The organism is Blastococcus sp. DSM 46786 (assembly GCF_900109665.1).
GTDB classification, from domain to species: domain Bacteria; phylum Actinomycetota; class Actinomycetes; order Mycobacteriales; family Geodermatophilaceae; genus Blastococcus; species Blastococcus carthaginiensis.
Genome location: NZ_FOAO01000019.1, coordinates 80,198 through 100,916 on the forward strand (window position 1 = coordinate 80,198; position 20,719 = coordinate 100,916).

The 20,719-nt window shown below is 74.2% G+C and carries 21 protein-coding genes and 3 tRNA genes; 15 read left to right on the forward strand and 9 right to left on the reverse strand.

Going from position 1 to position 20,719, the window contains the following annotated elements:
• Positions 1–58: 58 nt before the first annotated feature.
• The 5 genes from BMW62_RS17000 (at position 59) to galK (ending at position 2,810) form a co-directional block, all read left to right on the forward strand.
• Positions 59–130: transfer RNA gene (locus BMW62_RS17000), tRNA-Gln, on the forward strand.
• Between the two features lie 35 nt (positions 131–165).
• Positions 166–238, forward strand: a tRNA-Glu gene (locus BMW62_RS17005).
• Between the two features lie 97 nt (positions 239–335).
• A tRNA-Glu gene (locus BMW62_RS17010) sits at positions 336–408 on the forward strand.
• Between the two features lie 156 nt (positions 409–564).
• On the forward strand, positions 565–1,647 hold the full coding sequence (gene galT, locus BMW62_RS17015; protein ID WP_091933280.1) for a galactose-1-phosphate uridylyltransferase: 1,083 nt from the start codon (positions 565–567) through the stop codon (positions 1,645–1,647).
• The gene (galK, locus tag BMW62_RS17020; RefSeq protein ID WP_091933283.1) at positions 1,644–2,810 is read left to right on the forward strand and encodes a galactokinase; all 1,167 of its coding nucleotides are present in this window, start codon (positions 1,644–1,646) and stop codon (positions 2,808–2,810) included. Before galT ends, galK begins: the two co-directional genes overlap by 4 nt.
• 43 nt (positions 2,811–2,853) lie before the next feature.
• On the opposite strand, the gene BMW62_RS17025 is transcribed toward galK, so the two are convergent.
• Complete coding sequence (locus BMW62_RS17025; RefSeq protein WP_091933288.1) at positions 2,854–3,555, reverse strand: IclR family transcriptional regulator domain-containing protein; 702 nt, start codon at positions 3,553–3,555, stop codon at positions 2,854–2,856.
• 73 nt (positions 3,556–3,628) lie between these two features.
• Between BMW62_RS17025 and leuC the strand changes: the two genes are divergently transcribed.
• Together leuC and leuD are read left to right on the forward strand one after the other, a co-directional pair.
• The gene (gene leuC / locus BMW62_RS17030) at positions 3,629–5,035 is read left to right on the forward strand and encodes a 3-isopropylmalate dehydratase large subunit (RefSeq protein ID WP_091933291.1); all 1,407 of its coding nucleotides are present in this window, start codon (positions 3,629–3,631) and stop codon (positions 5,033–5,035) included.
• A gap of 4 nt (positions 5,036–5,039) precedes the next feature.
• On the forward strand, positions 5,040–5,660 hold the full coding sequence (gene leuD, locus BMW62_RS17035) for a 3-isopropylmalate dehydratase small subunit (RefSeq protein ID WP_091933294.1): 621 nt from the start codon (positions 5,040–5,042) through the stop codon (positions 5,658–5,660).
• Positions 5,661–5,728: 68 nt separating this feature from the next.
• Here the strand turns inward: leuD and BMW62_RS17040 are convergent, their stop codons facing one another.
• From BMW62_RS17040 to cofC, 3 genes are read right to left on the reverse strand one after another with little or no spacing between them, the layout of a single operon-like run.
• Complete coding sequence (locus tag BMW62_RS17040) at positions 5,729–6,655, reverse strand: NUDIX hydrolase (protein ID WP_091933297.1); 927 nt, start codon at positions 6,653–6,655, stop codon at positions 5,729–5,731.
• Positions 6,639–8,711, reverse strand: a complete 2,073-nt coding sequence (locus BMW62_RS17045; protein ID WP_091933300.1) for an RNA degradosome polyphosphate kinase — start codon at positions 8,709–8,711, stop codon at positions 6,639–6,641. Before BMW62_RS17045 ends, BMW62_RS17040 begins: the two co-directional genes overlap by 17 nt.
• Positions 8,712–8,715: 4 nt before the next feature.
• Entirely contained in the window at positions 8,716–9,363 is a 648-nt protein-coding gene (cofC, locus tag BMW62_RS17050) for a 2-phospho-L-lactate guanylyltransferase (RefSeq protein ID WP_091933303.1), read from the reverse strand.
• A gap of 115 nt (positions 9,364–9,478) precedes the next feature.
• Between cofC and BMW62_RS17055 the strand changes: the two genes are divergently transcribed.
• The 3 genes from BMW62_RS17055 to BMW62_RS17065 are packed head-to-tail and all read left to right on the forward strand — an operon-like array spanning position 9,479 to position 12,419.
• Positions 9,479–10,300, forward strand: coding sequence for a lysophospholipid acyltransferase family protein (locus tag BMW62_RS17055; protein WP_244524109.1), 822 nt, complete (start codon positions 9,479–9,481; stop codon positions 10,298–10,300).
• Positions 10,297–11,292, forward strand: a complete 996-nt coding sequence (locus BMW62_RS17060) for an NAD(P)H-dependent glycerol-3-phosphate dehydrogenase (protein ID WP_091933306.1) — start codon at positions 10,297–10,299, stop codon at positions 11,290–11,292. Before BMW62_RS17055 ends, BMW62_RS17060 begins: the two co-directional genes overlap by 4 nt.
• Positions 11,289–12,419: a cystathionine gamma-lyase gene (locus BMW62_RS17065; RefSeq protein ID WP_091933309.1), complete on the forward strand. Its 1,131-nt coding sequence runs from the start codon at positions 11,289–11,291 to the stop codon at positions 12,417–12,419. The genes BMW62_RS17060 and BMW62_RS17065 overlap by 4 nt, the downstream gene beginning before the upstream one ends.
• Here BMW62_RS17065 and BMW62_RS17070 read toward each other — a convergent pair.
• On the reverse strand, positions 12,390–13,190 hold the full coding sequence (locus tag BMW62_RS17070; protein WP_244524110.1) for a CDP-alcohol phosphatidyltransferase family protein: 801 nt from the start codon (positions 13,188–13,190) through the stop codon (positions 12,390–12,392). The genes BMW62_RS17065 and BMW62_RS17070 overlap by 30 nt on opposite strands.
• Before the next feature lie 98 nt (positions 13,191–13,288).
• Here BMW62_RS17070 and BMW62_RS17075 point away from each other — a divergent pair, with 98 nt between their 5' ends.
• Positions 13,289–14,425: a D-alanine--D-alanine ligase family protein gene (locus BMW62_RS17075; RefSeq protein WP_091933312.1), complete on the forward strand. Its 1,137-nt coding sequence runs from the start codon at positions 13,289–13,291 to the stop codon at positions 14,423–14,425.
• Entirely contained in the window at positions 14,422–15,096 is a 675-nt protein-coding gene (locus BMW62_RS17080; RefSeq protein ID WP_091933315.1) for a hypothetical protein, read from the forward strand. Before BMW62_RS17075 ends, BMW62_RS17080 begins: the two co-directional genes overlap by 4 nt.
• Before the next feature lie 14 nt (positions 15,097–15,110).
• Here BMW62_RS17080 and BMW62_RS17085 read toward each other — a convergent pair whose 3' ends face one another.
• Positions 15,111–15,671: a DUF3515 domain-containing protein gene (locus tag BMW62_RS17085; RefSeq protein WP_091933317.1), complete on the reverse strand. Its 561-nt coding sequence runs from the start codon at positions 15,669–15,671 to the stop codon at positions 15,111–15,113.
• Between the two features lie 11 nt (positions 15,672–15,682).
• Positions 15,683–15,916, reverse strand: coding sequence for an Lrp/AsnC ligand binding domain-containing protein (locus BMW62_RS17090; RefSeq protein ID WP_091933320.1), 234 nt, complete (start codon positions 15,914–15,916; stop codon positions 15,683–15,685).
• A 92-nt stretch (positions 15,917–16,008) separates the two neighbouring features.
• On the opposite strand from BMW62_RS17090, the gene BMW62_RS17095 reads away from it, so the two are divergent.
• Genes BMW62_RS17095 through BMW62_RS17105 form a run of 3 tightly spaced genes read left to right on the forward strand, consistent with a single transcriptional unit; the run spans position 16,009 to position 18,171 of the window.
• The gene (locus BMW62_RS17095; RefSeq protein ID WP_091933323.1) at positions 16,009–17,049 is read left to right on the forward strand and encodes a thiamine-phosphate kinase; all 1,041 of its coding nucleotides are present in this window, start codon (positions 16,009–16,011) and stop codon (positions 17,047–17,049) included.
• Positions 17,033–17,557, forward strand: coding sequence for a GNAT family N-acetyltransferase (locus BMW62_RS17100; protein ID WP_091933326.1), 525 nt, complete (start codon positions 17,033–17,035; stop codon positions 17,555–17,557). Before BMW62_RS17095 ends, BMW62_RS17100 begins: the two co-directional genes overlap by 17 nt.
• Positions 17,545–18,171, forward strand: a complete 627-nt coding sequence (locus BMW62_RS17105) for a cytidylate kinase-like family protein (protein ID WP_091933329.1) — start codon at positions 17,545–17,547, stop codon at positions 18,169–18,171. The genes BMW62_RS17100 and BMW62_RS17105 overlap by 13 nt, the downstream gene beginning before the upstream one ends.
• Positions 18,172–18,326: 155 nt before the next feature.
• Here the strand turns inward: BMW62_RS17105 and BMW62_RS17110 are convergent, their stop codons facing one another.
• On the reverse strand, positions 18,327–19,364 hold the full coding sequence (locus BMW62_RS17110) for an ATP-grasp fold amidoligase family protein (RefSeq protein WP_091933332.1): 1,038 nt from the start codon (positions 19,362–19,364) through the stop codon (positions 18,327–18,329).
• A gap of 691 nt (positions 19,365–20,055) precedes the next feature.
• A partial coding sequence (locus BMW62_RS17115; protein ID WP_139206299.1) for an RHS repeat-associated core domain-containing protein occupies positions 20,056–20,719 on the reverse strand: 664 nt, incomplete at its 5' end.

Consider the following 20,719-nt stretch of genomic DNA (forward strand, 5'->3'; position numbering starts at 1 on the left):
GCGTCCCGCCCCTGGGACGTCGGGTACAGTTCTTCCCGGCGCCGCGAGGTGCCACCCATGGGGTATGGGGTAATTGGCAGCCCGACGGTTTCTGGTTCCGTTAGTCTAGGTTCGAGTCCTGGTACCCCAGCGAGGAAGCCTGGTTCCTCTTGCACCACCCAGCACGGCCCCGTCGTCTAGCGGCCCAGGACGCCGCCCTCTCACGGCGGTAGCGAGGGTTCGAATCCCTTCGGGGCTACGCGACCGAGAGCCCCCGACCACTGGTCGGGGGCTCTCGCCGTTCCCGGGCCCCGGTGCGGGACCCGGGAGCGGGCATGGCAAGATGTCTCCCGCACGGCCCCGTCGTCTAGCGGCCCAGGACGCCGCCCTCTCACGGCGGTAGCGAGGGTTCGAATCCCTTCGGGGCTACGCGACCGAGAGCCCCCGACCGCTGGTCGGGGGCTCTCGCCGTTCCCGGAGCTCGTCCGCGGGGGCTCTCGCGTTCCAGGTGGCAGCGTGATCACGGGCGGGCTTACCGTCTGTCCGCCATTCAGGCCCGTGAAACGGTGGGGAGGCGGGCGCACGGTGTTCCGGACGAGGCGTGCCCTGGCCGACGGCCGGGAGATCCTCTACTTCGACGCACGAGCCGTGGCCCGCGACGCCGTGGACGGCCGCGACCTGCCCGCCGTCGCCACCCGCTCGCAGCGGCGGTTCGACCCGCTGCTCGGCGAGTGGGTCGTCGTCGCCGCGCACCGGCAGACGCGGACCTTCCTGCCCCCGGCCGACCAGTGCCCGCTGTGCCCCTCCCGGCCCGGCCGGCCGACCGAGGTGCCCGAGAGCGACTACCAGGTGGTCGTCCTCGAGAACCGGTTCGCGTCGCTGGCCACCGACGTCGACCGGGACGTGCCGACCGCGGCGCCCGGCAACCCGCTCGCGGAGCGGCGGCCCGGGCTGGGCCGCTGCGAGGTCGTCTGCTTCACCAGCGAGCACGACCGCGACTTCGCCCAGCTCGACCGGGACCGGACGCGGCTGGTCGTCGACGTGTGGGCCGAACGCACCGCCGAGCTCTCGGCGCTCGAGGGCGTCGAGCACGTCTTCTGCTTCGAGAACCACGGCGAGGAGATCGGGGTGACCCTCGACCACCCCCACGGCCAGGTCTACGCCTATCCGTTCGTGCCGCCCCGGGTGGAGCGGGTGCTCACCTCGGCACGGCGGCACCGGGCCGCCACCGGACGCGGGCTCTTCGCCGACGTGCTCGCGGCCGAGCGGAGCGGCCCCCGGGTGGTCGCCGCCGACGAGCACTGGACGGCGTTCGTGCCGGCGGCCGCGCGCTGGCCCTACGAGGTGCAGCTGTTCCCCACCCGCCAGGTGCCCGACCTCCCCGCGCTCGACGACGCCGAGCGGGACGCCCTCGCCGAGGTGTACCTGGACCTCCTCGGCCGCTTCGCGCACCGCTTCGACACCCCGATGCCCTACATCGCCTCCTGGAACCAGGCGCCCGTGCACGAGGGCCGCGAGGAGTGGTGGTTGCACCTGCAGCTGTTCTCGCTGCGCCGGGCGCCGGGCAAGCTGAAGTACCTGGCCGGCTCCGAGTCGGGCATGGGGGCCTTCATCACCGACACCGATCCCGAGGACGTCGCCGAGCAGCTGCGGGCCGTGACCTGGTGACGGCGGAGCGGGCCGGTAACCGTGCCGCCGAGGCCTTCGCCGAGCGGTTCGGCGGGCTCCCCGAGGGGGTCTGGGTGGCGCCGGGGCGGGTCAACGTCATCGGTGAGCACACCGACTACAACGGCGGCCACGTGCTGCCCATCGCGCTGCCGCACACGACGCGCGCCGCCGTCAGCCGGCGGGACGACGGCCGGCTGGTCCTGCGCTCGCTGCAGCACCCCGACGACGACGCCGACGTCGCCGTCGCCGACCTGGAGCCGGGCACCCCCTCGGGCTGGGCCGGCTACGCGGCCGGGGTCGTGCACCAGGTGGCCGGCTCGGCACCGGGTGGGCTGAGCGTCCTGGTGGACGGCGACGTGCCGGCCGGGGCCGGGCTGTCCTCGTCGGCCGCGCTGGAGTGCGCCGTCGCCCTGGCCCTGCGCGACCTGCTGGACCTCGACCTCGGCCCCGGCGACCTGGTGGACGTCGCGCGGCGCGCCGAGAACGACTTCGCCGGCGCCCCGACCGGGATCCTCGACCAGTCGGCGTCGGTGCTCTGCACGGAAGGGCACGCGCTGTTCCTCGACACCCGCGACCGCAGCAGCGAGCAGGTGCCCTTCGACCTGGCCGCCGCCGGTCTGGCGCTGCTCGTGCTCGACAGCGGCACGACGCACCACCACGCCGCCTCCGGCTACGGCGACCGGCGCCGCGAGTGCGAGGAGGCGGCCGCCCGGCTGGGGGTCGACCTGCTGCGCGAGGTGCCCGACGTCGCCGCGCTCGACGCCCTCGCCGACGGCACTCCCGAGGGCGGGCGGCTGCACCGGCGGGCGCGGCACGTGGTCACCGAGGACGCCCGGGTGCTGCAGGTGGTCGGGGCGCTGCGCTCGGGCGCCGTCCCCCGGTCGATCGGCCCGCTGCTCACCGAGGGCCACGCGTCGCTGCGCGACGACTTCGAGGTCTCGGTGCCGCTGCTGGACGCCTGCGTGGAGGCCGCCGTGGCCGCCGGCGCCCACGGCGCGCGGATGGTGGGCGGCGGCTTCGGCGGCAGCGCGATCGCGCTCGTCGAGGCCGACGCCGTCGACGCCGTCACCGCCGCCGTCGCCGACCGGTTCGCCCGCGAGGGCGCCCCCGCCCCCCGCTCCTTCGTCGCCGTCCCGTCCGCCGGGGCCCGGCGGCTGCGCTGAGCGCACCGCCCGGTGGGCGAGCGGGCCGGGGTTCCCCGGAGGTCTACCGGGCCGCGCGGGAGATGGCCGCCGCGGCGTCGAGCACGGCGCCGACGACCTCGGGGCTCGGCCGGCGGCCGAGCCGCTCCACCGGGCCGGAGATGGACACCGCGCCGAGCACCGTGCCGGTGGCGTCGCGGACCGGTGCCGACAGCGAGGCGACGCCGGCCTCGCGCTCGGCCACGCTGTGCGCCCAGCCGCGCCGCCGGACGTCGAGCAGCGTGCGCGCCGTGAAGCTCGCCGACGGCAGCAGGCGGGTCACCTCGTCGGCGGGCATGAACGCCAGCAGGGCGTGCGCCGCCGACCCCGCCGTCATCGGCAGTCGGGCGCCGACCGGGACGGTGTCCCGCAGGCCGCTGGTGCGCTCCGCCGCGGAGACGCACACGCGGGTGGCGCCGTCGCGCACGTAGAACTGCGCGCTCTCGCCGGTCGCGTCGCGCAGCGTGACCAGGTGGCGCGCGGCGATCTCGCCGATGTCGGCGGTGCCCCGCCCCAGCTCGGCGAGCGCCGGCCCCGGCGCCCAGCTGCCGCTGTCGGTGCGCCGGACGAGGCGGTGCCCCTCGAGCGCGACGGCCAGCCGGTGGGCCGTCGCCCGGGGCAGGCCGGTGCGCGCGACGAGCTCGGCGAGGGTTGCCGGCTCGTGCGCGACGGCGTGCAGGATCGACACCGCTTTGTCCAGAACCGCGACCGGGTTAGGCTGTCCCACACAGCAATACTCGCATCCCGAAGAGTGAGACAGTCAACTCGGGATCGACCAGTCACCCGAAGGGGACGAGCCCGTGCCGAAGACCCTGGCCGAGAAGGTCTACGACGCCCACGTCGTGCGCAGCACGTCGGGGGAGCCCGACCTGCTCTACATCGACCTGCACCTCGTGCACGAGGTCACGAGCCCGCAGGCCTTCGACGGCCTCCGGGCGGCCGGGCGCACGGTGCGCCGCCCCGATCTCACGATGGCCACCGAGGACCACAACGTCCCCACGCTGGACATCCTGTCGCCGATCGCCGACCCGGTCAGCCGGGCGCAGGTCGACGCACTGCGCCGGAACGCCGCCGAGTTCGGCATCCGCCTGGCCCCCATGGGTGACCGCGACCAGGGCATCGTGCACGTCATCGGCCCGCAGCTGGGGCTCACCCAGCCCGGCATGACCATCGTGTGCGGCGACAGCCACACCTCCACACACGGCGCGTTCGGGGCCCTGGCCTTCGGCATCGGCACCAGCGAGGTCGAGCACGTGCTCGCCACCCAGACGCTGCCGCAGTACCGCCCCAGGCAGATGTCGGTCACCGTGGACGGCGAGCTGGCCCCCGGCGTCTCGGCGAAGGACATCATCCTGGCCGTCATCGCGCAGATCGGCACCAACGGTGCCGCCGGCCACGTCATCGAGTACCGCGGCAGCGCCATCGAGGCGCTGTCGATGGAGTCCCGGATGACCATCTGCAACATGTCGATCGAGGCCGGCGCCAAGGCCGGTCTGATCGCCCCCGACCAGACCGCCTTCGACTTCCTGCAGGGCCGGCCGCACGCCCCGCAGGGCGCCGACTGGGATGCCGCGGTCGAGTACTGGTCGACGCTGCGCACCGACGAGGGCGCGGTCTTCGACGCCGAGGTCGTGCTGGACGCCTCGTCCCTGACGCCGTTCGTCACCTGGGGCACCAACCCGGGACAGGGGCTGCCCATCAGCGAGCGGGTGCCCGACCCCGCCGAGATGGCCGACGAGGGTGAGCGCCGTGCCGCCGAGCAGGCGCTGGCCTACATGGGCCTGACCCCCGGCACCCCGCTGACCGAGATCGAGGTCGACACCGTCTTCCTCGGCTCCTGCACCAACGGCCGGATCGAGGACCTGCGGGTCGCCGCGGACCTGCTCCGGGGCAGGAAGATCGACCCGGGCACCCGGATGCTCGTCGTCCCCGGCTCGGTGGGCGTCAAGAGCCAGGCCGAGGCCGAGGGCCTGGACAAGGTGTTCGTCGACGCCGGCGCCGAGTGGCGCGGCGCCGGGTGCTCCATGTGCCTGGGCATGAACCCCGACCAGCTCAAGCCCGGCGAGCGGTCGGCGTCGACCAGCAACCGCAACTTCCAGGGCCGCCAGGGCAAGGGCGGGCGCACCCACCTGGTGTCGCCCTCGGTGGCCGCCGCCACCGCACTCACCGGCCGCCTCACCGCCCCCGCCGACCTGATCGGAGCCTGACGCCATGGACGCCTTCACCACGCACACCGGCACCGTCGCGCCGCTGCGCCGCAGCGCCGTCGACACCGACCAGATCATCCCGGCCGAGTACCTCAAGCGGATCACCCGCACCGGGTTCGAGGACGGCCTCTTCGTCGCCTGGCGCACGAACGAGCCGGACTTCGTGCTCAACAAGCCGGAGTTCGCGGATGCCTCGATCCTGGTCGCCGGGCCCGACTTCGGCACCGGTTCGTCCCGCGAGCACGCCGTCTGGGCGCTGCTGGACGGCGGCTTCCGCGTGGTCATCAGCTCGCGGTTCGCCGACATCTTCAAGAACAACTCGACCAAGGCCGGGCTGCTCACCGTCGTCCTGCCCCAGGCCGAGGTGGAGGCGCTCTGGGCCGCCGCCGAAGCCGACCCCACCACGCAGGTGACCGTCGACCTGCAGGCCAAGCAGATCACCTACTCCCCGGGGGGCGGTCAGAGCACGACGGTGCCGTTCGACGCCGACGACTACACCCGCTGGCGGCTGCTGGAGGGGCTCGACGACGTCGGCCTCACCGAGCGGCACCTCGCCGACGTCGAGGCCTACGAGGCCCGCCGCCCCGCCTGGCTGCCGAAGGCGCTCCCCGCGATCCCGGCCTAGCTGCCCCTGGGCATAGGAAGCTCTACCTGCGGATCCGGGCCCCGAACCGCAGGAAAAGCTTCCTATGCTCACTCGGGCGCGTCCGGGTCGGGCTCGAAGTCCCGGTAGTAGTCGGCCACCAGCGCCCCCCGCCGGCCGCCCAGGGCCCACACGCTGCCCTTGGCGGCCGGCGGCGGCAGGCCGGGGACGCCGTGCCCGTGCACGCCGAGCGCCTGCAGCAGCGACGGGATGACCCCGCCCTGGCTGCACAGCACGGTGACCCCGTTCCCCCGGTGCCCGAGCACCTGCTCGAGGGCGGCCAGCGTCGCCTTCGGGTCGTCCGCGAAGCACTCCTCGCCGAACTCCGGCCGGTCGTGCACGGCCAGGCCCACGCGCTCCGCGAGGGGCTCCACCGTCGAGCGGCACCGCAGCGGCGGGGCCGAGGTCACCGCGCCCGGGTGGAAGTACGGCAGCGCCCCGGCCAGCCGCTGCGCCTGCCGCCCGCCCTTGGCGTCCAGCGGCCGCAGTTCGTCGGGGCCGTCGAACTCCTGCTTGCTCCCCGCGCGGCCGTGGCGCACCAGCAGCACGGCGACCTCGCGGGGGACGTCGGTGCGGGCGGCGTCGGTGACCACCAGCCGGTCGTGGTCGTGGGTCACCTGCGCGGCGGCCTCCTCGGGGGGGAGCCAGCGCAGCTCGTCGACCTCGTCGTTGGCCACGAAGCTGCCGCCCACGCAGCGCATCGCCCAGTAGTCGACGCGCTTGGGCGCCCCGTCGACGACGTAGCGCGTCGTGGGGCAGCGGCGCCCGGCGACGACCTCCAGGCCCGTCTCCTCGACCACCTCGCGGCAGGCCGCCTGGAGGGGGTGCTCGCCGGCGTCCAGCTTGCCCTTGGGCAGCGACCAGTCGTCGTAGCGGGCGCGGTGGACGACGGCGACCTCGATCCCGTCGCCGTCGGCCGGCCGCCAGACGACGCCGCCCGCGGCGACGACGGTGCGGCGTTCAGCCGGCGAGCTCATGGACCCTCCGCATCAGCGCCGCCTGGTGGTCCCGCCCCTCCAGCCGCTCCCAGCTGCCGTCGCTGCGCAGCTCCCAGCAGCGGACCCCGGGGGCCATCGCGGGCTCCAGCGCCTCCTCGAGCTGGATGCGGGCCGCCTCGTCGCAGACCCGCAGCAGCACCTCCACGCGGCGGTCCAGGTTGCGGTGCATGAGGTCGGAGCTGCCGATCCACCACTCGGGGTCGCCGCTGTTGTGGAACGACATGACCCGGGAGTGCTCGAGGAAGCGCCCGACGATCGAGCGCACCCGGATGGTCTCCGAGACGCCGGGCACCCCGGGCCGCAGCGCGCAGATGCCGCGGACGAACAGCTCCACCGGGACGCCGCCGCGCGAGGCCTCGTAGAGGGCGTCGATGATCCGTTCGTCGACGATCGAGTTGGCCTTGATGCGGATGCCCGACGGGCGGCCCTCGGCGGCGTGCCGCGCCTCGCGGCGGATCTTCTCGATCAGCCCGTTGCGGATGCCGTGCGGCGCCACCATGAGCGTGCGGTAGTTGGTCTGCCGCGAGTAGCCGGTGAGCACGTTGAACAGGTCGGTGAGGTCCGCGCCCACCCGCGGGTCGGCGGTCAGGATGCCCAGGTCCTCGTAGATGCGGGCGGTCTTGGGGTTGTAGTTGCCCGTGCCGATGTGGCAGTACCGGCGGATGACGCCCTGCTCGCGGCGCACGACCAGGGCGGTCTTGCAGTGCGTCTTGAGCCCGACCAGCCCGTAGACCACGTGGCAGCCGGCGCGCTCCAGCGAGCGGGCCCAGCTGATGTTGGCCTCCTCGTCGAAGCGGGCCTTGATCTCGACGAGCACCACCACCTGCTTGCCGGCCTCGGCCGCCTCGATCAGCGCGTTCACGATCGGGGAGTCGCCGGAGGTGCGGTAGAGCGTCTGCTTGATGGCGAGCACGTGCGGGTCGGCCGCCGCCTGCTCGATGAACCGCTGCACGCTCGTCGCGAACGAGTGGTACGGGTGGTGCACCAGCACGTCGCCCTCGCGGAGGGTGGCGAACACGCTCTTGGGCGTCTCGCCCTCGGACAGGCGCGGGTGCGTCGCCGGTACGAACGGGTCGTCCTTCAGCTCCGGACGGTCGAGGTCGTAGAGCGCCGTGAGCGAGGCCAGGTCCAGCAGCCCGGGCACGTGGACGACGTCGTCGGGGAAGACCTCCAGCTCGGAGATGAGCACCTCGAGGATCCGCGGGTCCATCGGCTCGGCCACCTCGAGGCGGACGGCGGGGCCGAAGCGGCGCCGGGCCAGCTCGCGCTCCAGGGCCTGCAGCAGGTCCTCGTCGCGGTCCTCCTCCACCTCCATGTCGGCGTTCCGCGTGACCCGGAAGAAGTGGTGGTCGATCACCTCCAGGCCCGGGAACAGCTGGGCGAGGTGGGCGGCGATGAGGTCCTCGAGCGGCAGGAAGGTGGCGGTGGAGTCGGCCGCCTCGACCGCGACGAACCGCGGCACGTTGTTGGGCACCTTGAGGCGGGCGAACCGCGGGGCGCCCGTGTCGGGGTCGCGCACCGACACCGCCAGGTTCAGCGACAGCCCGCTGATGTAGGGGAACGGGTGCGCGGGGTCGACCGCGAGCGGGGTGAGCACGGGGAACACCTGGTCGCGGAAGTAGTCCCGCAGCCGGCGCGTGTCCTCGTCGGCGAGGTCCTCCCAGTGCACGATCCGGATGCCCGACCGCTCCAGCCGGGGCAGCACGTCCTCGTTGAAGACGTCGGAGTGGCGCTGCACCAGCTCCTGGGTGCGCGCGGTGACCAGCTCCAGCTGCTCCCGGATGGTCAGCCCGTCGGGCGAGCGGATGGTGAGCCCGGTGCTCTGCCGGCGCTTCAGGCCGGCGATGCGCACCATGTAGAACTCGTCCAGGTTGCTGGCGAAGATGGCCAGGAACTTGACCCGCTCCAGCAGCGGCAGCGAGTCGTCCTCGGCCAGCTCGAGCACGCGGGCGTTGAAGTCCAGCCAGGACAGTTCCCGGTTCAGGTAGCGGTCGGCGGGCAGGGCGTCGGTCCGGGGATCGCTCTCTGGGGCCACTCCCTCATCGTGCCGTACCGATCCGGCTCGCGAGCAGCGGCGAAGCCCGCACCAGCCCGGTCGTGCACGGACCGGCCCCGAGCCCGAGAACCGCCCGCAGGTCGGCGGGGACGTCGACGTCGCGCCGCAGCCCGGGCCACGCGCCGGTCAGCCGCACCGCTCCCTCGATCTCGTGGGCGTGCGCCGAACCGCGCCCGAACCGCGGGTGCAGCGGCACGCCGGCGGCGGTCAGCAGCGTGGTCCCCGTTCCCTGGGCGTCGGCCACGAAGCAGCGGGGAGCCGCCTCCGCGGCCGCCAGCGCCGCGGCCAGCTCCTGGGGTCGCAGGGCGGGCAGGTCGGAGGAGAGGGCGGCCACGTGCGTGTTCCCGCTGCGCCGCGCACCGTGCTCCAGCGCGGGGTTGAGGCCGCGGTCGGGCTCGTCGGCGACGGCGGTGGCACCGAGGTCGCCCGCCAGCTCCGCGGACGCCGGTTCGTCGGTGACGACGACGACCGACCCCACCCGATCGCAGGCCAGCGCCGCGGCGACCGTGTCGGCGAGCAGGGCGAGGACCAGGGCGCGGTGGTCGCCGCCGGGGCCGGCGGTGAGCGGGCGCAGCCGGGTCTTGGCCGCGACGAGGCGCTTCGCCGGGACGACGACCGACCACCTGGACACGGCCCCACAATGTCAGCACCCGGTGGCGCGCGACCCCGTCGGACCGGACCCGGTGGTCCGGGTCCGGCGGGACGGGTCGATCATGGGCTGGCTCGAGGCAGAGGGAGGCGGGTCGGTGACGGAGGAGACGTCCCCGCGCGGTGCGGGCGCCGACGGGGGACCGGGCGCCCGGCCGGAGGGCAGGTGGCGCACCCGGGGGCGCATCCCGTTCGCCCTCTGGCTGTGCATCCTGGTGATCTACCCGGTGGCGTCCCTGCTGTTCCGGCTCCGCTACCGCCACCTCGAGCGCATCCCCGTGCGTGGACCGGTCCTGCTCGTGGTCAACCACGTGTCGGTGCTCGACCCGCTGGCCTGCGCCCGCCTCGTGTTCGACCGCGGGCGCATCCCGCACTTCCTGGCCAAGGAGGCGGTCTTCAAGGGGCTGGCCGGGACGATCCTGCGGGCCGCGGGGCAGATCCCGGTGGCCCGGTACTCGTCGGCCGCCCGGGGTTCCCTCGACGCGGCGCGGGCCGACCTGCAGGCCGGCGGCATCGTGGTGATCTACCCCGAGGGGTCGGTGACGCGGGACCCGGCGTGGTGGCCCATGAAGGCCCGCACGGGTGCGGCGCACCTGGCGCTCACCAGCGACGCCGTCGTCGTCCCGGTGGCCCAGTGGGGCCCGCAGCGGGTGCACGACTACCACACCAAGAAGCTGCACCTGCGGCTCCGCGTGCCCGCCGACCACCTGGTCGGCGAGCCGATCGACCTCTCGGCCCTGCGGGCCGAGGTCCGGGCCGGCCGGCCGCTGGACACCCCTCTGCTGCGGGAGACGACCGACCTGATGATGACCCGGGTGCGCCACCAGCTCGCCGAGCTGCGGGGCGAGCCCGCCCCGGCCGCCGTCCACCCCGGACCGGGCCGCCCGCGCCCCGACGGCGTCGCGGGGAGCGCCGCGTGACACGGGCGGCGGTGCTGGGCGCCGGTTCCTGGGGCACCACGTTCGCCAAGGTGCTCGCCGACGCCGGCTGCGACGTCCGGCTGCACGCGCGCCGGCCCGAGCTGGTGCAGGCCATCAGCGACCGGCGCGAGAACCCCGACTACCTCCCGGGCGTGCGCCTGCCCGACAGGCTGCGGGCGACGGTGGACCCGGCCGACGCGCTGGACGACGCCGAGGTGGTCGTGCTGGCGGTCCCGTCGCAGACGCTGCGCGGCAACCTGACGGAGTGGCGCGAGCTGCTGCCGCCGGACGCCACGCTGCTGTCGCTCATGAAGGGCATCGAGCTCGGCAGCACCAAGCGCATGAGCGAGGTCATCTGCGAGGTCACCGGCTCCGGGACGGGGCAGGTGGCTGCGCTGTCGGGCCCCAACCTCGCCCGGGAGATCGCCGAGGAGCAGCCGGCCGCCACCGTCATCGCGTGCTCCGACCCCGACCGCGCCGCGGTGCTGCAGGCGGCGTGCCACACCCGCTACTTCCGGCCCTACACCAACCCGGACGTCGTCGGCTGCGAGCTGGGCGGAGCGGTGAAGAACGTCATCGCGCTGGCCGCCGGGATCGCGGAAGGGCTCGGCTTCGGCGACAACACCCGCGCGTCGCTGATCACCCGCGGGCTGGCCGAGACAGCCAGGCTGGGCCTCGTGCTGGGCGCCGAGCTGACGACCTTCGCGGGGCTGGCCGGTCTGGGCGACCTGGTGGCCACCTGCAGCTCGCCGCTGTCGCGCAACCGCACCTTCGGCGAGAAGCTCGGCCGCGGCATGACCCTGGAGCAGGTCCAGCAGAGCACCCGGCAGACTGCGGAGGGCGTGAAGAGCTGCCGCTCGGTGCTCGACCTCGCGCGGGCGCACGGCATCGACGTGCCCATCACCGAGGCCGTCGTCCGGGTGTGCCACGAGGGCGAGGCGCCGGCGCAGATGGTGCGGGAGATCATGTCGCGGGAGGCGAAGCCGGAGTGAGCGAGTACGGGGACGGGACGCGGTCGGTGCGTGCGGGGGAGGACCCGGCGGTGCCGGGCGCGCCGCTGCGTCCCTCGCCGGTGTTCGCCGCGCCGTTCCACCTCGCCGACCAGCCGCCGCGGGCCGGTGGCGCCGATGCCTACGCGCGCACCGAGCAGCCCACGCTGCGGGCGTTCGAGGACGCTGTCGGCGAGCTCGACGGCGGGCGCTGCCTGTCCTTCGCCACCGGGATGGCCGCGCTCACCGCCGCCGTCCTGGCCTTCGTCCGGACCGGTGACCGCGTCGTCCTGCCCTCGGACGGCTACTACACGACCCGGCTGCTGGCCGCCGAGGAGCTGGCCCGCTTCGGGATCGACGTGCAGTACGTGCCGACGCCGGAGATCGAGCGGGTGGCCGCCGGCGGCGGGCTGGCCGGGGCGCGCATGGTCCTGCTGGAGACGCCGAGCAACCCGCAGCTGGACGTCTGCGACATCGCGGCGGTGGCCGGGGCCGCGCACGCGGCCGGCGCCCTCGTGGCCGTCGACAACACCACCGCGACCCCGCTGGGCCAGCGGCCGCTCGCCCTCGGGGCCGACCTCACCGTGGGCAGCGACACCAAGGCACTGACGGGGCACAGCGACCTGCTGCTCGGGCACGTGTCGATGACCGACGACGAGCTCCACGCCCGGGTGAAGGGCTTCCGGGACCGCACCGGCAGCACACCGGGACCGTTCGAGGCGTGGCTGGGGCACCGCTCCATGAGCACGCTCGATCTCCGACTGGCCCGGCAGGCGGCGAACGCGGCGGCGGTCGCCGAGGTGCTCGCCGGCCACCCCGCCGTCACGAACCTGCGGTGGCCGTGGCGCGCCGGCGACCCCTCGTTCGGGCTGGCTGCCCGCCAGATGCTGCGCCCCAACGGCGTCGTCTCCGCCGAGCTGCCCGACGAGGCCGCCGTCTCCCGGCTGCTGGGGGCCAGCCGGCTGTGGGCGGCGGCGACCAGCTTCGGCGGCGTGCACAGCACGATCGACCGGCGGGCCCAGTGGGGCGGGGACGCCGTCCCGGAGGGCTTCGTGCGGCTGTCCTGCGGCATCGAGGACACCGCGGACCTGGTCGCCGACCTATCCCGCGCGCTCGACGCGCTCGGCTGACGCGGACCGGCGGCGGGTGCCGGCCACCGTGAGCCAGATGCTCACGCCGAAGTAGTAGGCCAGGTACACCAGGCTCACCGCGACGACCACCGGGTGCGGGTCGGGGTACTGGACGATCAGCACGGCGAAGGCGACGAGCCAGACCGCCGCCAGCCCCAGGTTCACGCCCCGCAGCAGCTTGGTGCGCGACGGGTAGACGTACTTGACCGGTACGAACACCAGCACGGTCAGGACGGCCAGCGCGATGCCGACGCCGGCGGTGCCGACGTCCAGGACGATCGCGTAGAAGGCCACCACGTTCCAGTAGCTCGGGAAGCCGAGGAAGTAGTGGTCCTCGGTCTTCGCGTCCACCCGGCAGAACTGGTAGCAGGAGGCGAGCAGCGGCAGCGCGGCGAGCACCCAGCCGAGCGCGCCACCGGGCAGCCGGTCGGTCGTCCAGAGCAGCACGATCGGGGCGAAGACGTAGGTCAGGTAGTCGACGATGTCGTCCATGCGGGCGCCGTCGAACCAGGGGATCGTCTCCTTGACCCGGAACCGCCGGGCCAGCATCCCGTCGGTGCCGTCGATGAACAGCGTCGCGAGGATGAGCCACAGGGCGGTCTCGACGGCGCCGTCGAAGGCCGCCAGGACGATGAGCAGGCCGAGCACCGAGCCGCTGGCGGTGTACAGGTGCACCGCCGTGCCGGCCAGGCGCAGTCCTCGGGAGTGCTCGGGCCCGTCGGTGGTGCGCGCGGCCCCGGGTGCGGTCTGGTGAGCTGGGTCGTCGGGCACGGCGACGAGGCTGCCACACCGCGCCCGGCCCGGCGGACCGGCGCGTGCACCGACGTCGCGGCGGGGGCGGCGGCAGGCCCTCGGTTAGGGTCGCGTCGATGAGCGGACAGCGGGGCAGGGTGCGGGTGGCGGTCGTCTTCGGCGGGCGCAGCGAGGAGCACGCCATCTCCTGCATCTCGGCCGGGAGCGTGATGGCCGCGCTGGACCCCGAGCGCTACGAGGTGGTCCCGGTGGGCATCGCCAAGGACGGGCGCTGGGTGCTGCCCGACCCCGGCCAGCGGCTGGCGCTGACCGACGGCGCGCTGCCCGAGGTCACCGGCGGCACGGCGGTCTCCCTCGTCGGCGACCCCGAGGCCCGCGGCCTCGCCGTCCTCGAGCCCGGCGCCGCGGTCGGGCGGGCGCTCACCGAGGTCGACGTGGTCTTCCCCGTCCTGCACGGGGCCTTCGGCGAGGACGGCACCGTACAGGGCCTGCTGGAGATGACCGGACTGCCCTACGTGGGCTCCGGGGTGTTCGCCAGCGCCGCCTCCATGGACAAGGAGTTCACCAAGAAGCTCCTCGCCGCGGCGGGCCTGCCGCAGGGCGACCACGTCATCCTGCGCGACGAGCACGGCGCGGTGTGCGCGGACGCCGCCCTCCTCGGCGACGCCGAGCGCGAGCGCCTGGGCCTGCCGGTCTTCGTGAAGCCCGCCCGCGCCGGCTCGAGCATCGGCATCAGCAAGGTCACCGACTGGGCGCAGTTCCCGGCGGCCGTCGCGGCGGCCGCGGCGGTCGACCCGAAGGTGGTCGTGGAGGCCGCCGTCCCCGGCCGGGAGATCGAGTGCGGCATCCTCGCCGCGCGTGGCTCGGGGCTGCCCGAGGCGAGCCTGCCCGCCGAGATCCGGCTGCGGCCGGGCGTGGACTGGTACGACTTCGCCGCGAAGTACCTCGACGACGCCGCGGAGTTCGACATCCCGGCCGACCTCACCGCCGAGCAGCTCGCCGCCGTGCAGGACACCGCGCGCCGTGCCTACCTGGCGCTGGACTGCCGCGGGCTGGCCCGGGTCGACTTCTTCCTCGGCACCGGCCCCGACGGCGCGGACCGCCTGGTGATCAACGAGGTCAACACCATGCCCGGGTTCACGCCGATCTCGATGTTCGCCCGCATGTGGGGCGCCACGGGGGTCGACTTCGGCGAGCTGGTGGACCGCCTCGTGAGCGGGGCGCTCGCCGGCGGCGCACGGCCGGGCCGGTGACGGCCGGGCGGCCGGGCCGTGGCGGAGCCGCCACCGGGTACCGGATCGCCCCGGGTCTCCTCCTGGCCGTCTGGCTGCTCGCTGCCTGCGGGCGCGCGGTCGACGGCGTCCCCACCGCCGCGCCGCCCTCGGACCGGCCCTCCGCACCGGCGGAGCTGGAGGCGCTCGTCGTCGAGGAGGTGCCCTCGGGACTGCCACGGCTGCCCGACGACGAGCTGGAGCCGCCGGCCGGCGAGAAGCGGCTGGAGGACGTCGCCGCCTACGCGCCGGACCCGGAACGCGAGCTGGCGGTCCTTGCCGACTACGGCTACCGGTACGGGTGGGAGCGCTTCTGGGGGCGGGAGTCCGGCCCCATGACCGGGGTCTTCGTCGACCAGTTCGAGCAGCGGGCCGGCGCCGGCGCCTACGCGGAGGCCCTGGCGCGCAACGACGCCGACCTCTACGGCGGTGTGCTCAGCGTGGACCCGCCCGAGCTGCCCGCGAACTGCCGGTTGCTCACCGTGGACACCCCCGTGCCGGAGGCCGGGCTGACCGACCCGGCGGCGTTCGCGTGGTGCTGGCACGGCGTGTTCAGCGTGTCGGTGACCGCCGTGGCCGGGTCGGTCCCCGACGCGGTGCGGGAGGTCGGCGCCGTCCTCGACGAGCAGCTGGCGCTGCTGCCGCCGGCGTGAGCACGCGCAGGCGCTCAGGGGCCGGGCGCGGGCTCCTGGTAGGGGAGCGCCTCGGCCAGCGGGACGGTCAGCGCCGTCACCGGGGCGCTGTCGACGCCGGGAGGCAGCCGCACCTCGACGTAGACGGGGCGGTCCACCGCCGTCCACACCGTCGCCTCCGGATCGCTGGTGTCGACGTGCCACTGCACGCCGTTGATCTGGATGGCCGAGGCGGAGACGGTCCAGCCGGCGGGCCGGTCGACGCCGCAGGTCAGCACCACGGGCGGCTCGCCCCAGGCGTAGACGAACGGGGTCTCGGACTGCACGCGGCGGGACGGCTCCCCGGCCAGCTCCAGGGGGAGGTTGCCCATCAGCGCGGTGCAGGACTCCTCGGCCTCGGGGCCGAGCTCCGGGCTGTCGAGCTCGAGCGTCGGCAGGTCCTCGGGGCGGACCGGCGTGACCCCGTCGACGGTGGCCGGGCCCTCGGGCTCCGGCGCGGGCTCCTCGCCGCGCACGTTGACCAGCACGACGAGCGCGATCACCACCGGGAGGGTGACCGCCGTGATCAGGATCGCGGCCCGGCGGAGCGGGTCCACGGGACGAGCGCTCAGATGTTGACGACCGGGCAGGTCAGCGTCCGGGTGATGCCGTCGACCGACTGCACCCGGGCGACCACGAGGCGGCCCAGCTCGTCGACGGTGTCGGCCTCGGCGCGCACGATGACGTCGTACGGACCGGTGACGTCCTCCGCCTTCGTGACGCCGCTGATCTCGGTGATCGTCGCGGCGACCTGGGCGGCCTTGCCGACTTCGGTCTGGATGAGGATGTAGGCGTGGACCACGGGAGATCCTTCCTCCGGCAACAATGCCGAGACGTCGTCCCCGCCGGCTGGCGGACTCGTCGGCAACCTACCGCAGCGACTGGAGTGCATCGATGAGCCGACCCCGCCCCCTGGTCCCGCGCGGCGATCCGGCCGACACCGTGCGGGTCGTCGGGGAGTTCGGCGTCATCGCCCGGGTGCTGGCCCGGTCGGGCACCGCGGCGGCCGCCGAGGTGGGGCCCGGCGACGACGCGGCCGTGGTGCGCACGCCCGACCGGCGGGTGGTCGCCACCACCGACGTGCTCGTCGAGGGCCGGCACTTCCGGCGGGACTGGTCCTCGGCCGAGGACATCGGGCACAAGGCGGCCGCGGCCAACCTGGCCGACGTCGCGGCGATGGGTGCCCGGACGACGGCGCTCGTGGTGGGTCTGGCCTGCCCGCCGGAGACGCCCACCAGCTGGCTGGAGGGCGTCGCCACCGGGCTGGCCGAGGAGTGCGCACCGCAGGGGGCCGCCGTCGTCGGAGGGGACACGGTGGCCGCCGCCCCCGGCAGCACCGCCGTCGTCCTCTCGGTGACCGCCCTGGGCGATCTGGGCGGCCGGGCGCCGGTGCTGCGGTCGGGCGCGCGGCCCGGTGACGTCGTCGCGCTGGCCGGCCGGCTGGGGTGGTCGGCGGCCGGGCTGGCGGTGCTGCGCCGCGGCTTCAGCAGCCCGCTGGCCGTGGTGGCGGCGCACCGGCGCCCCACGCCGCCGTACGCGGCGGGGCAGGTGGCGGCCGACGCCGGCGCGACCGCGATGTGCGACGTGAGCGACGGGCTGCTGGCCGACGCCGGGCACATCGCGGAGGCCAGCGGGATCGTGCTGGACCTGGACCGCGCTGCGCTGGTGCGGGCGTGCCTCGAGCCGGTCGGCCCGCTGCAGCAGGTGGGTTCGGCGCTCGGGGTGGACCCGATGGCGTGGGTGCTCACCGGCGGGGAGGACCACGCACTGCTGGCCACCTTCCCGCGGAAGGTGGCGCTGCCCGAGGGGTGGACGCCGATCGGGCTGGTCCGGCCGGGGAAGCGTGGACCGGACGTGCGGGTGGACGGGGTGACCGCCGCCGACGCGCTGGCGGCCGTGGGCGCGGAGAGGGCGGGGCATGTGCACTTCGGCTGAGCGGGTGCTGCGGGACGGGGCGGTGGTCGGGCTGCGCCCGCTGCCCTACGAGGACCCCCTGGCGCAGCTGCTGGTCGAGCGGGTGCAGCAGGAGTACGTGGCGCGGTACGGCGGCCGTGACGAGGCCGTCGTCGACCCGGGGGAGTTCCGGCCGCCGACCGGGCTGTTCCTCGTCGCGGAGGTGGACGGCGTGCCGGTCGGCTGCGGCGCGTGGCGGGCCTACCCGCCGGGCGGCGCGGAGATCAAGCGCGTCTACGTCGCGCCGGAGTTGCGCCGGCGGGGGCTGGCGCAGGTGCTGATGGCGGGGCTGGAGGCTTCGGCCGCGCGAGCGGGTCACCGGTCCGTGGTGCTCAACACCGGCCAGCGGCAGCCCGAGGCGGTGGCGCTGTACCGGGAGCTGGGCTACGCGCCCGTACCCGGTTACGGGGTCTACGCCTGCTCGCCGGAGGCCGTCTTCCTGGGCAAGGAGCTGCCGGTGCACGAGGAGGAGCCGACGTGGGCGTCGTGACGATCTCGGCCCCTTACGGCGCGGCGGGGGCGGAGGTGGCGCCGGCGGTCGCCGCGCGGCTGGGGCTGCCCTTCCACGACCGGGCGATCCCCGCCCAGGTCGCCGGGCGGCTGGGGGTGCCGGTCGAGGAGGCCGAGGCCAACGACGAGACGGTGGTGCGCGGGCTGTGGCGGCTGGTGGCCTCGCTGGGCACCATGCCCGACCCGGTGGGCGGCGTGGTGCCGGGGGCGCCGCTGCCCGACACCCGGGCCTACCGGGAGCAGACCGAGCGGATCCTCGCCGAGTTCGCGGCCGGGGACGGCGGCGTGGTGCTCGGCCGGGCCGCGATGATCGTGCTGGCCGATCGCGCCGACGCGCTGCACGTCCGGCTGGACGGGCCGCGGGAGCGGCGGCTGGCCGCGGCGGTGGCCCGGTCGTGGCGCCCGCGCGAGGAGGTGGCCCGGGAGCTGGCGGCCAACGACCGGGCGCGCGAGGCCTACGTCCGGCACTTCTACCGCCGCGACCCGGCCGATCCCCGCCTGTACCACCTGGTCGTGGACGCGACCGCGTTCCCGGTGGAGACCGTCGTGGACCTCGTGGTGACCGCCGCGCGCGGGCGGGGCATCGGCCGCTGAGCATCTGGCCCAGCCGCCCGCGCACGGTGCCACAGGCAGAGCGGCACCGGCGCGGGCGGTCACGAACGCCCCGGCGTACGGGCGCGTGCGAGGGGTGGCCCGGGTGCATGCGTTGATCGATTCGGCGACGCTGGTGCCAGCTCGCGGCCCGGGGCTCACATGAGCGGGCTCGCGGGCAGTGTCGGCACGGGGGCCGGCTCGCCAGCGCCGTCCTCGGTGCGCTGGCCGGGGACCACCGCCCGCACCCCGACGCCGACTGCGGTGGCGGCATCCCGGCGGCGGCTGCGCGGCACGGAGACGGGGCGCGGCGACGCGGGCAGCGACCACTGATCCCCCAGCCATGCGTCGAATTCGCGGGGCTGGAAGCGCGTGACGCCGCCGCCGGGATAGGGAGTCAGCTCGCCGAACCAGAGCCGGTCCCCGGTGCTGTACAGGTCGACCCGCATGAAGTCGAAGGACTGCCCGAGCACCTCCGCCGCGTGCAGCATGGCCGCCAGGTTCTCCGGGGCCGCGGTCGGCACGCTGCTCGCCACGGTCTTCCGGACCGAGATCGGCTCCCACTGGGGCGTGTAGTAATTGCGGGCGTGCGCACCGGTGAACCTTCCCCGGTCCACCTGGATGGCGGCGACCCGACCGTGGAAGACGAGGAGCTTGTAGTCGTCCAGCGGCTCGCCCCCGGAGATGTCCTCCTCGATGAGGAGCAGCCGCCGCGCCTGGCTGTAGGCCCACTCGCCGAGCAGCACGCTCTGGTCGTCCCGCAGCCACTCCCGCGTCGCCGCCAGCGTGGATGCGTCCACGGTCGCGTCGGCCGACCCGAAGCGGACGAGGCCGCTGCGGTGGTTGGGCTTCAGCACCCAAGGCCGGTCGAAGGTCCGACCGGTCACCGCGATCAGGTCGTCGCCCGCCCACAGCGTCTCGGGGACGGCGATGCCGGCCTCGTCGCGGAGCTTGGCGGCGTGCTCTTTCATCGCCAGCTTGTCGCAGGTCCACGCCAGGTCGGGGCTGCGGTCGCACAGGATCCGCCAGTTGACTTTCTCGGAGAACGTCCGCGGATCGTGGAGCCGGGGAAGACGGCCCTGCCCGGCCAGGAACAGGTACCGCCGCCGGGCCGCTGCGGGCAGGAGTCCGGCGATCCGTCGGTGCGCTGGCTGCAGCCGCGAGCGGATGACGGAGTTCAGTTGGCTGCGGGGCATCGATAGATCCTTCTGCGTGCGGGGCGCCGGTACGTCGAGCGACCTCCGGGCCGAGGCGGACGGGGATGTCCCACGGCGATGGGGACGCTACGGAGAGTTAGGACGTATTGACGTCCCTCCAACGAGCGAGACGGCACTGTAGGGGTAGTGCGCGCGTTCGGACCGGATGGCGCCGATGACGTTGGCGAGGGCGGCGATGGGCGCTGACATCAGGCGAACCAGCGCCCCGACGGCGGTGGCCGCGACCAGCCCCTCGACCGCCGCAGCCACGGGAAGCCTTGGTGTGGGCCAGCGGGATGCCGTTGCTAAGCAGCCGCTTGAAACCGCCCGTCGAGGCAATCAGATTCCGAACATTCATCCTCGGCGTCAAGCCCCGTGGTGTCGACGTAGGTGCCCTAAAGTATGGAACTCGAACGTCGTAGCGTCCACGATCCCGACCACGATTGTTGTCGTGGTCGGGATCGTGGGCTCACTTCGGGGAAGTTGAATGAGCAGCCTCCCTAGGTCATCCGTCGTACACGCTAAGCGCAAGACCAGCGATGGCCAGGGCGAAGCCGAACGCCGCAATGCGTTTCAGCCACACATTCGCCTCTCTGCGCCTACTGATTATGTGCAGCCCTCCGGCAATAGCCATGCCAACGAGGATTGCCAGATTTGCGACGAGTCTCACAGTGCATACACCTTTCCTATGTCAGTCACAAAGCAGCTCAACGCCCGCAGCTACACCGGCTCCCAGAATCCCGGTTACGACCCCAACCCCGAACGCGGTCGGCGCTACAAGTGGAAAATAATAGGCGATACCAAAAGCACCCGCAGAGCCCGCGAGCAGTAGAGCCGATGTGTCGTCAAAGAAGTCACATGTGGACAGTCCCGTCGGGTCGACGTAGTTGATGGGGTTGCTGGCGGCGTATTCGTAGCGGTTGGCGCGGGTGGGGTCGGCAAGTGTTTCGAGACTGTCGGGCTGGGTGAAGCGGCCGGTGGCCGGGTCGTACCAGCGCTGCCCGAAGTGGACGAGGGTGCTGTTGGGGTCGTCGATGCCGCCGGCGTAGCCGTAGGGGTTGAAGCGGGTGACCTCGGCGGCGTTTTGCCCGGGAGTGGTGACGCCCCAAGGGTCGTAGCTGTAGGTGCCGGTGGTGGCCCCGTTCTGGTTGGTCAGGTGGGTGACCGAGCCCAGGCCGTCCTGGGTGTAGTAGTGAACCTGGCCGTCGGGAGTGCGCAGGGCGATGGGGGTGCCCTGGGGGTCGTGGACGAGGAAGGCGGTGTTGTCCAGGGTGTTCAGCCCCACGGTGTGGGCCTTGACCAGCGGGATGCCGTTGGCGTCGGTGCGGCCGTAGGCGTAGACGTTGTTCAGCCCG